The sequence below is a fragment of the Flavobacterium sp. Root186 genome (genome assembly GCF_001428525.1).
Taxonomy (GTDB): domain Bacteria; phylum Bacteroidota; class Bacteroidia; order Flavobacteriales; family Flavobacteriaceae; genus Flavobacterium.
In genome coordinates this window covers 464,941-472,530 of the sequence record NZ_LMHW01000012.1, presented here as the reverse complement: position 1 = coordinate 472,530, position 7,590 = coordinate 464,941, and the positions used below count along the sequence as shown (strand labels likewise).

The window sequence follows — 7,590 nt, the reverse complement described above, 5'->3', positions numbered from 1 at the left end:
CCTCCCAATCTCTCAATGAACTTTCCCTGTTTTGCGGGGTGCAAATGTAAAAAGCATTTTCAAATCTCACAAGCTTTTTCTAATCTTTTTTTGAAAAAATTTTTTCCTTTTTATCAGTAAGCCTGTCAGTATTTCAGTGAACGTCTTTCGGTGTTGCGGGTGCAAAAGTAGCACCTTTATTTACATTTACAAGCCTTTTTATAAACTATTTTTATTCTTTTTTATAAGTCGCTGGTTATGCGTTTTTTACAACGCAAAGTTTTTTCATCGTTTTGCAGTTATTGGGGATTTTAGCTGGTTTGCCCTGCTTTACCTGGTTCTGCCGCAAAGGCACTAAGACGCAAAGTCTGGGTTTCTCTGTGTTTTTTTTAATCTCGCAGAGACGCTGAGGCACAAAGTTTTTGTTTTTTTCCTTCTTTTTTCTTCTGGAGGCCTCTATTGTTTTTTGGAATTCTTCTGGAAACCGAGGCCCTAGCCCCGATAGAAGTGGAAATCCTTTTATTTTGGGGTTCAAAATAAAAGATTGGAACGCATAGCGGGAATAGCTCCTTATTAAAAACAAATTCCAAATCTTTTAAATTGCTTCGCCTGTTCGCATTCGCTCGAGTACAAATCGCTCTGCCTGACAAATGTTTTACTCTTATATATTATAGTATCATTTTATACTTATATATATTGTATAAAAAACAAACCCGACAGGTTTTAAAAAACTGTCGGGTTGTGTCCATCAATCAATAAATGTGTTTTTACACCCGGAATAAAAGTAATTCCTGCCAAAGCTAAACTTGCAATAATAACAAAGATTATGGACGGCGTAATTGTAGATACAGAACCCGTTCATCGTTATNCTGACAAATGTTTTACTCTTATATATTATAGTATCATTTTATACTTATATATATTGTATAAAAAACAAACCCGACAGGTTTTAAAAAACTGTCGGGTTGTGTCCATCAAATCTACTCTTATATATATATGTATACTTATATATGTATACTTTCATTTAAACTGTCGATTGCTTCTTTTGTGATTTGAATACTTTTTAGTTTTGCCTGATGATCGAAGATTGGGCTTGTTACCATAAGTTCGTCGATTCTTGCGTAGTTAATGAACTTTTTCAAATCGACTATTAATTGTTCCTTGTTTCCTGTGAAGGTTCCGGCTGTCATTTGGTTTACGTGGAAACGTTCGGTTTCATTCATAATATCGTCTAATGACGGAACTGGAGGTTGCAAACCTTTGCGGTCGTTTCTAATTAAATTTAGGAACATTTGATACAAACTTGTAGACAATAGTTCTGCTTCTTCGTTTGTGTCTGCAGCAATGATATTCACACAAGCCATTGTTTTGGGTTTATCTAAATATTCTGAAGGCTGGAAATTTTCGCGGTAAAATTCAAATGCCTGAATCATCAACTTTGGCGCAAAGTGTCCGGCAAATGCATAAGGTAATCCGTAAGCTGCTGCTAAAGCGGCGCTGTCCATGCTTGAACCTAAAATCCAGATTGGAACTTTTAGGCCTTCGGCTGGAAAGGCACGAACTTTTCCTGTTTCATTTTCGGCAGAAAAATACTCTTGAAGTTTGCTTACGTTTTGCGGAAAACGCTGTGCCTGCTCAAAAAAGTCTTTTCGGATTGCTTCGGCGGTTGGCTGATCTGTTCCCGGAGCTCTTCCTAAACCTAAATCGATTCGGTTGGGATAAAGTGTTTCAAGGGTTCCGAATTGTTCGGCAACAACCAAAGGAGAATGGTTCGGAAGCATGATTCCCCCAGAACCTACGCGGATGTTTTTTGTCTGACTCGCCACATAGCCAATTAAAACAACGGTTGCTGTACTGGCAACATGTGCCATATTGTGATGTTCTGCCAGCCAAAATCGCTTGTATCCTATGGTATCTGCTAATTGCGCTATGTCTTTTGTTTTTTGAAATGTTTCTGTGGCATTACTATCCTGAGTGATGATAGCGAGCTCTAATAAGGAGACTGAAATTGGGTTTTTCATATAAAAAAATGCTAGTATACAAAATTAACTCATTTATATGGATGCCTTTTGTTTTCTAATGTTAATAGAATTATAATATTCTTAAAACAGCTTAAAAATCCAATTTTTGATAATTAATTATTGTTTTACGATAATTAATTATACATTTGCAATATCAATTTAACTTTTCAGTTTATGAAGACCACTCATATTGTATCTAGAATACTATTTTACTTTACCCGATTTTTGGCTGTTGTTTATTTCTCTTTGGCCGCATATTCTGTTTTTACATTAATTACAGGGTTGTTTTTGACTTTTAAGGACAACGGAAAATATTTTCAGGTTTGTTATCCTTTTACTTCTCATCCTTTAATGCTTGGTGATTACAATTTGCCCTATATTCTTTTTGACTTTTTGGCTCCACTGAGCTTGTACGGACTTTTCTTTTTGTTGAGCAGTAATGTTTTTAAAGTTTTCTATCAGCCTAAATTGTTTACTTCAAACGGAATTTCGCATTTAAGGCGTTTTTATTTATCGAATTTATTAATTCCAGGTAGTGTGATATTTGTGGCTTTCTTTTTTGTTCCGCTGGATAATGAAGTTTCACTTTTTATTTTATTGCACGGAATGCTTGGTGTTTTCGCTTACTTTTTAGCTGCTATTTTTAAACAAGGTTTAAACCTTCAGAACGAACAAGACTTATTTATATAACTATGCCAATAATTGTAAATGTTGATGTAATGCTTGCCAAACGCAAGATGCAGAGTAAAGAGTTGGCAGAAAAATTAGATATTACGCCTGCCAATTTATCGATTCTCAAAACTGGAAAAGCAAAAGGAATTCGATTTGACACGCTCGAAGCTATTTGTAAAATATTGGACTGCCAGCCTGGCGATATTTTAGAATATACGGCCGAATAGCTTTCTCTTAAATCATAATTTCTAAACATAATCAATCGGTTTTTGAAGCCGACAGGTATTCTATTGCCTAAATTTTTCAAATCAATATTTAATTCAATCATCAAAATCAATCAAAAAATGAACAGTTTATCCATCAAAAATCTCAGTAAAACCTACGAGAACGGTACAAAAGCGATTGACCATTTATCGCTTGAAATTACAAACGGAATGTTTGGTTTATTAGGTCCAAATGGCGCCGGAAAGTCGAGTTTAATGCGGACTATTGCCGCTTTGCAGGAACCCACTTCTGGAAGTATTGAATTTAACGGAATTAATATTCTGGAAAACCCAATGTTCATCAGGCAAAATCTGGGTTATCTGCCACAGGAATTTGGTGTTTATCCTAAAATTTCTGCTTATCGACTTCTGGATCATTTGGCAGTTTTAAAAGGAATTATCAATAAAAAGGAACGCCACGATCAAATCTTGTATTTATTGCAGCAGACCAATTTGTTACAACATAAAGACAAGGCGGTTCATTCTTTTTCTGGCGGTATGCGCCAAAGGTTTGGAATTGCTCAGGCTTTATTAGGAAATCCGAAGATTATTATTGTAGACGAACCGACTGCGGGACTTGATCCGGAAGAAAGAAACCGATTTAATAATTTGCTGAGTGAAATTGGCGAAAACATTATTGTTGTTCTTTCAACGCATATTGTAGAAGACGTTCGCGATTTATGTCCAAAAATGGCGATCATTTCTAGCGGAAAACTGATTTTGGAAGGAAGACCTAACGAAGCAATCGATTCTCTGAAAGATAAAATCTGGATGAAAGCGATTCAGAAAAATGAATTGAACGATCACAAATCGAACTTCAATATCATTTCGTCAAACTTAAATTCAGGAAAAATCAATATTCATGTTTTCTCAGATGAACGACCAGATTCTGGTTTTGAATTGATATCGCCAGATTTGAGTGATGTTTATTTTAGTGTTTTAAATCAAAGTCAATTTAAAAATTAAGATTATGCTCTCTAAATTAATTCAATTTGAATGGCATAACAATTCTAGAAGCTGGACTTTTTATGCAACATTTATTATTTATCTGATCTTAGGATTTTTTGTGAGTGCTTTTGCGAACTTCTCTTTTTCGGGCGCTTATAAAAATAGTCCGTATGTACTTATGTATGCTATTGGCCTGATTTCGCTGATGACGATATTTTCGATTACGCTTCAGGCAGCACAAAGTTTTTTAAAGGAATATGAAACGAAATTTGATTCGATTATTTTCTCCTCTCCTATTTCTAAGTTTCATTATTTGTCTAGTAAATTTATTACCGCATTTGCAATTGCTGTAGTTTCTTTTGGAATGTATATTATTGGAATGATCGTTGGGCATCAAATGTCATGGCTACAAAAAAGTGAGCTTGGACCTTTTGAAATTATCAATTATGTGTGGCCGTATTTGATCGTTGTGATTCCGAATATTTTCTTGTGTCTTTCTATCCTGACCGCTTTGGCGTGGCTTACGCGAAGTAAACTCTTCATTTATGTTGGCGGTTTGCTAATTTACATCTTATATATAGCAGGTTCCATTTTTTCGAATTCGCCACTATTTGCCAATGCTTCTCCCTCTTCGGCGAAAGCCATGTCTTTGGCAGCAAAAATAGATCCGTTTGGTTTGGCAGCGTTTTTAGAACAGACGAGATATTGGACTGCGATTGAAAAAAACACCGAACTAGTTTCTCTTTCGGGTAACTTTTTATTCAACCGAATTTTGTGGATTTTGGTTTCTCTGCTTTTACTTTTTGCTTCGTATCGATTATTTTCCTTCAGAAAAACAAAAACAAAAAAGGTAAAAACGCCTAGAATTATTTCAAAAGAAGTAAAAGTGCTGACTTTGGAAATTCCAAAAAAAATCGAATTCAAAACTTTCAAACATAATTTTGCTGTTTTTAAAAGCAATATTAAAATGGATATTTTTTTGGTTTTAAAAGGAATTCCATTTTTGTTGATTGTTCTTTTATTTTCGGGATTATTAATGATTGAGATTTCGGATGAAATTGACGGCGGCATTCGATTGGCAGAAAAAATTACCGACACGGCTTTGATGATTACAACCATAATGGATCGTCTGCCTTTTATCCTGATTTTGATTCTGCTATTTTACAGCAGTGAATTATTAAACCGAAGCGAAAATTCGAGATTTGAAATGCTTGAAAATACTGCGCCTTATTCTCAATTTGCAGTTTTATTGGCAAAATTGACGGCACTTTTTATAATTCCGTTACTCATTATTAGTATTAGTATTTTGATTGGATGCGGATTTCAGATTGTCAATACCAATGCTCCAATCGAAATTGGTCTTTATCTTTCTTTGTTTTATTATCTCGGATTTCCGCTTTTGCTGATTTCGATTTTGATAATTGCGATTCAGACTTTTATTAAAAATAAATATGTCGGACTTGCGGTTGCTGCTTTTGTCTGCATTTTGTTTTGTACCGGAATTGGAGAGCAATTGGGAATTTCGCATCCATTATTACGATTTGCAAATGCTTTTAAAACCGAATATTTTGATTTGAATGGTTTCGGAAAATATACTTTCCCTTTCCATATTTCGATGTTGTACAATTTTGGATTGGCTTTAATTCTGCTGACTTTGACTGGACTTTTATGGAAACGAAATGCTTCGATCGTAAAAACCTTTCGAAGAAATTCATTTAATGGCTTTCAAAAAAAAACTTTTTCTTTCGGAGTTATTCTTTTTATTGGATTCGGAAGTTATCTATTTTATAAAACCAATATTGAATATCCGTATTTGACGGAAGACGATCAGAATAACTGGAGCGAAAAATATGAAAGTCAATTCAAAAAATATACAAATCTGGCGCAACCCACAATTGTTTCCCTAAAAAGTAAAGTCGATTTATTTCCTGAGGAAAATCGTTATGAAGTAAAAGGCACTTATGAATTAATCAATAACTCCGAAAAACCAATTGATAGTTTACTACTATATATAGATCGAAATTCAAAACTAACTTCGCTTGAAATTCCAAATTCTAAAAACCTGAGCGATGTTTCGGCATTTCACCATTATTGGTATCGATTGGAAAAACCTATAGAACCTCAACAGAAAATGAAGATGAACTTTTCATTTGAGTCGTCCTGGTCACCATTTAAAGGACATACGGCGTTTAATTCGATAATCGAAAATGGATCTTTTATGCGCATAAGCCGGTACTTTCCACTTTTTGGTTATCAGGAATCGAATGAAATCAGCAGTAAAAAAGAACGTGCGAAAAGACATTTGAAGCCGCAGACGCCTCTTAAAAAACTGGAAGACAAATCAGAAAGTAAATATGATTTTGTTGATTATGATGTCGTGGTTTCAACTTCAGAAAATCAAACTGCGATTGGTGTTGGAGATTTAATTGAGAATTGGAAAAAAGACAACCGCAATTATTTTCATTATAAATCTAACGGTAAAATTCCGTTTCGATTTGCTTTCGCTTCCGCAGAATATCAAATCCAAAAAACAAATTATAAAGGCATCTCGATTGAAGTTTTTTATGATAGAAGACATTCGAGAAACATTAAAAAATTGATTCGGGATGTAAAAAACACTTTAGATTATTGTCAAAGTAATTTTGGAAAATATCCCTATAAAACGATTCGTTATGCCGAAGTTTCTGCTTTCGCCGATGGATTTGCAGCGACTTCATATCCATCGACGGTTTTTATGAAAGAGAATTTTGGATTTTACAGCGATCTTACCAATAAAGATAAAGAAGATGTTATCAATCAATTAACCGCTCATGAAATGTCGCACGAATGGTGGGGAAATGCGCAAATCAATCCGGAACAAAAAGAAGGCAGCTGGATTTTGACCGAAACTCTGGCGCAATATACCGAGCTGATGCTTTATGAAAAAGAACATGGTTTGGAAAAAGCGCTTGAAACTTTAAAAATTCATCTTGATTTATATTTAAGCAGCCGAAGTTACGATCCTGAAACGCCTTTGTATAAAACGAATTACGATACGCCGCATTTACCTTATGATAAAGGAATGCTGGTGATGCATCAATTGCGAATGTTAATTGGCGAAGCAAAAGTAAATCTGGCTTTGAAAAACTTTCTGAATCATTATAAATATCCAAATCCGTTTCCTGATTCTGAAGATTTATTAAAAGAACTTTATGCTGTAACGGATAAAAAATTGTATTCTAAATTAAATGAAATGTTTAAGCAGATCATTACCTATTCATCAAAAATAGAATCCGTTAGCAGTACTAAAAAGAATGGTTTTTATGAAGTTTCTTTTAAAGCCGTTTCTCAAAAATATCAGGAAAATGCAAGTGGAGAAAGAAAACAAATCGCAAACGATCAGACAATAGATATTGGAATTTATGATGAAAACGGAAAATTATTTCGCTATCCTTTTACCATAAAAAGCAATAAAGTTGAAGGTAAAATCAAACTCAAAACAAAACCTCAATGCATTATTATTGATCCATATTTAATGAATATTGATACTTTTATAAAAGACAACGAGAAGGAGATTGATTAGTTTTTTTGCCACGAATTCCACGAATTTCCACTAATTTTTAATTTTAGTTTTTCGCAAATGCTCAAAATATAGCTCGCGGTTTCAACCGCGGGAAACGTTACGAATTGGGTGTAATTAGACATTGTGTACCCGTGGTTGAAACCAC

General features: G+C 34.3%; 5 protein-coding genes. 4 read left to right on the top strand and 1 reads right to left on the bottom strand.

The window, feature by feature from the left end:
• Nucleotides 1-983: 983 nt before the first annotated feature.
• Nucleotides 984-2,000: an LLM class flavin-dependent oxidoreductase gene (locus tag ASD98_RS13210; protein WP_056205415.1), complete on the bottom strand. Its 1,017-nt coding sequence runs from the start codon at nucleotides 1,998-2,000 to the stop codon at nucleotides 984-986.
• 174 nt (nucleotides 2,001-2,174) lie between these two features.
• On the opposite strand from ASD98_RS13210, the gene ASD98_RS13205 reads away from it, so the two are divergent.
• The 4 genes from ASD98_RS13205 (at nucleotide 2,175) to ASD98_RS13190 (ending at nucleotide 7,445) form a co-directional block, all read left to right on the top strand.
• Nucleotides 2,175-2,690 (top strand): DUF2975 domain-containing protein, encoded by a 516-nt coding sequence (locus ASD98_RS13205; protein ID WP_056205412.1) that lies wholly within the window; start codon nucleotides 2,175-2,177, stop codon nucleotides 2,688-2,690.
• A 2-nt stretch (nucleotides 2,691-2,692) separates the two neighbouring features.
• Entirely contained in the window at nucleotides 2,693-2,899 is a 207-nt protein-coding gene (locus ASD98_RS13200) for a helix-turn-helix transcriptional regulator (RefSeq protein ID WP_056205409.1), read from the top strand.
• 117 nt (nucleotides 2,900-3,016) lie between these two features.
• A complete protein-coding gene (locus ASD98_RS13195) occupies nucleotides 3,017-3,901 on the top strand; it encodes an ABC transporter ATP-binding protein (RefSeq protein ID WP_056205461.1) in 885 nt (294 codons plus the stop codon).
• Between the two features lie 4 nt (nucleotides 3,902-3,905).
• Nucleotides 3,906-7,445, top strand: a complete 3,540-nt coding sequence (locus ASD98_RS13190) for a M1 family aminopeptidase (protein ID WP_056205406.1) — start codon at nucleotides 3,906-3,908, stop codon at nucleotides 7,443-7,445.
• Nucleotides 7,446-7,590 lie beyond the last annotated feature (145 nt).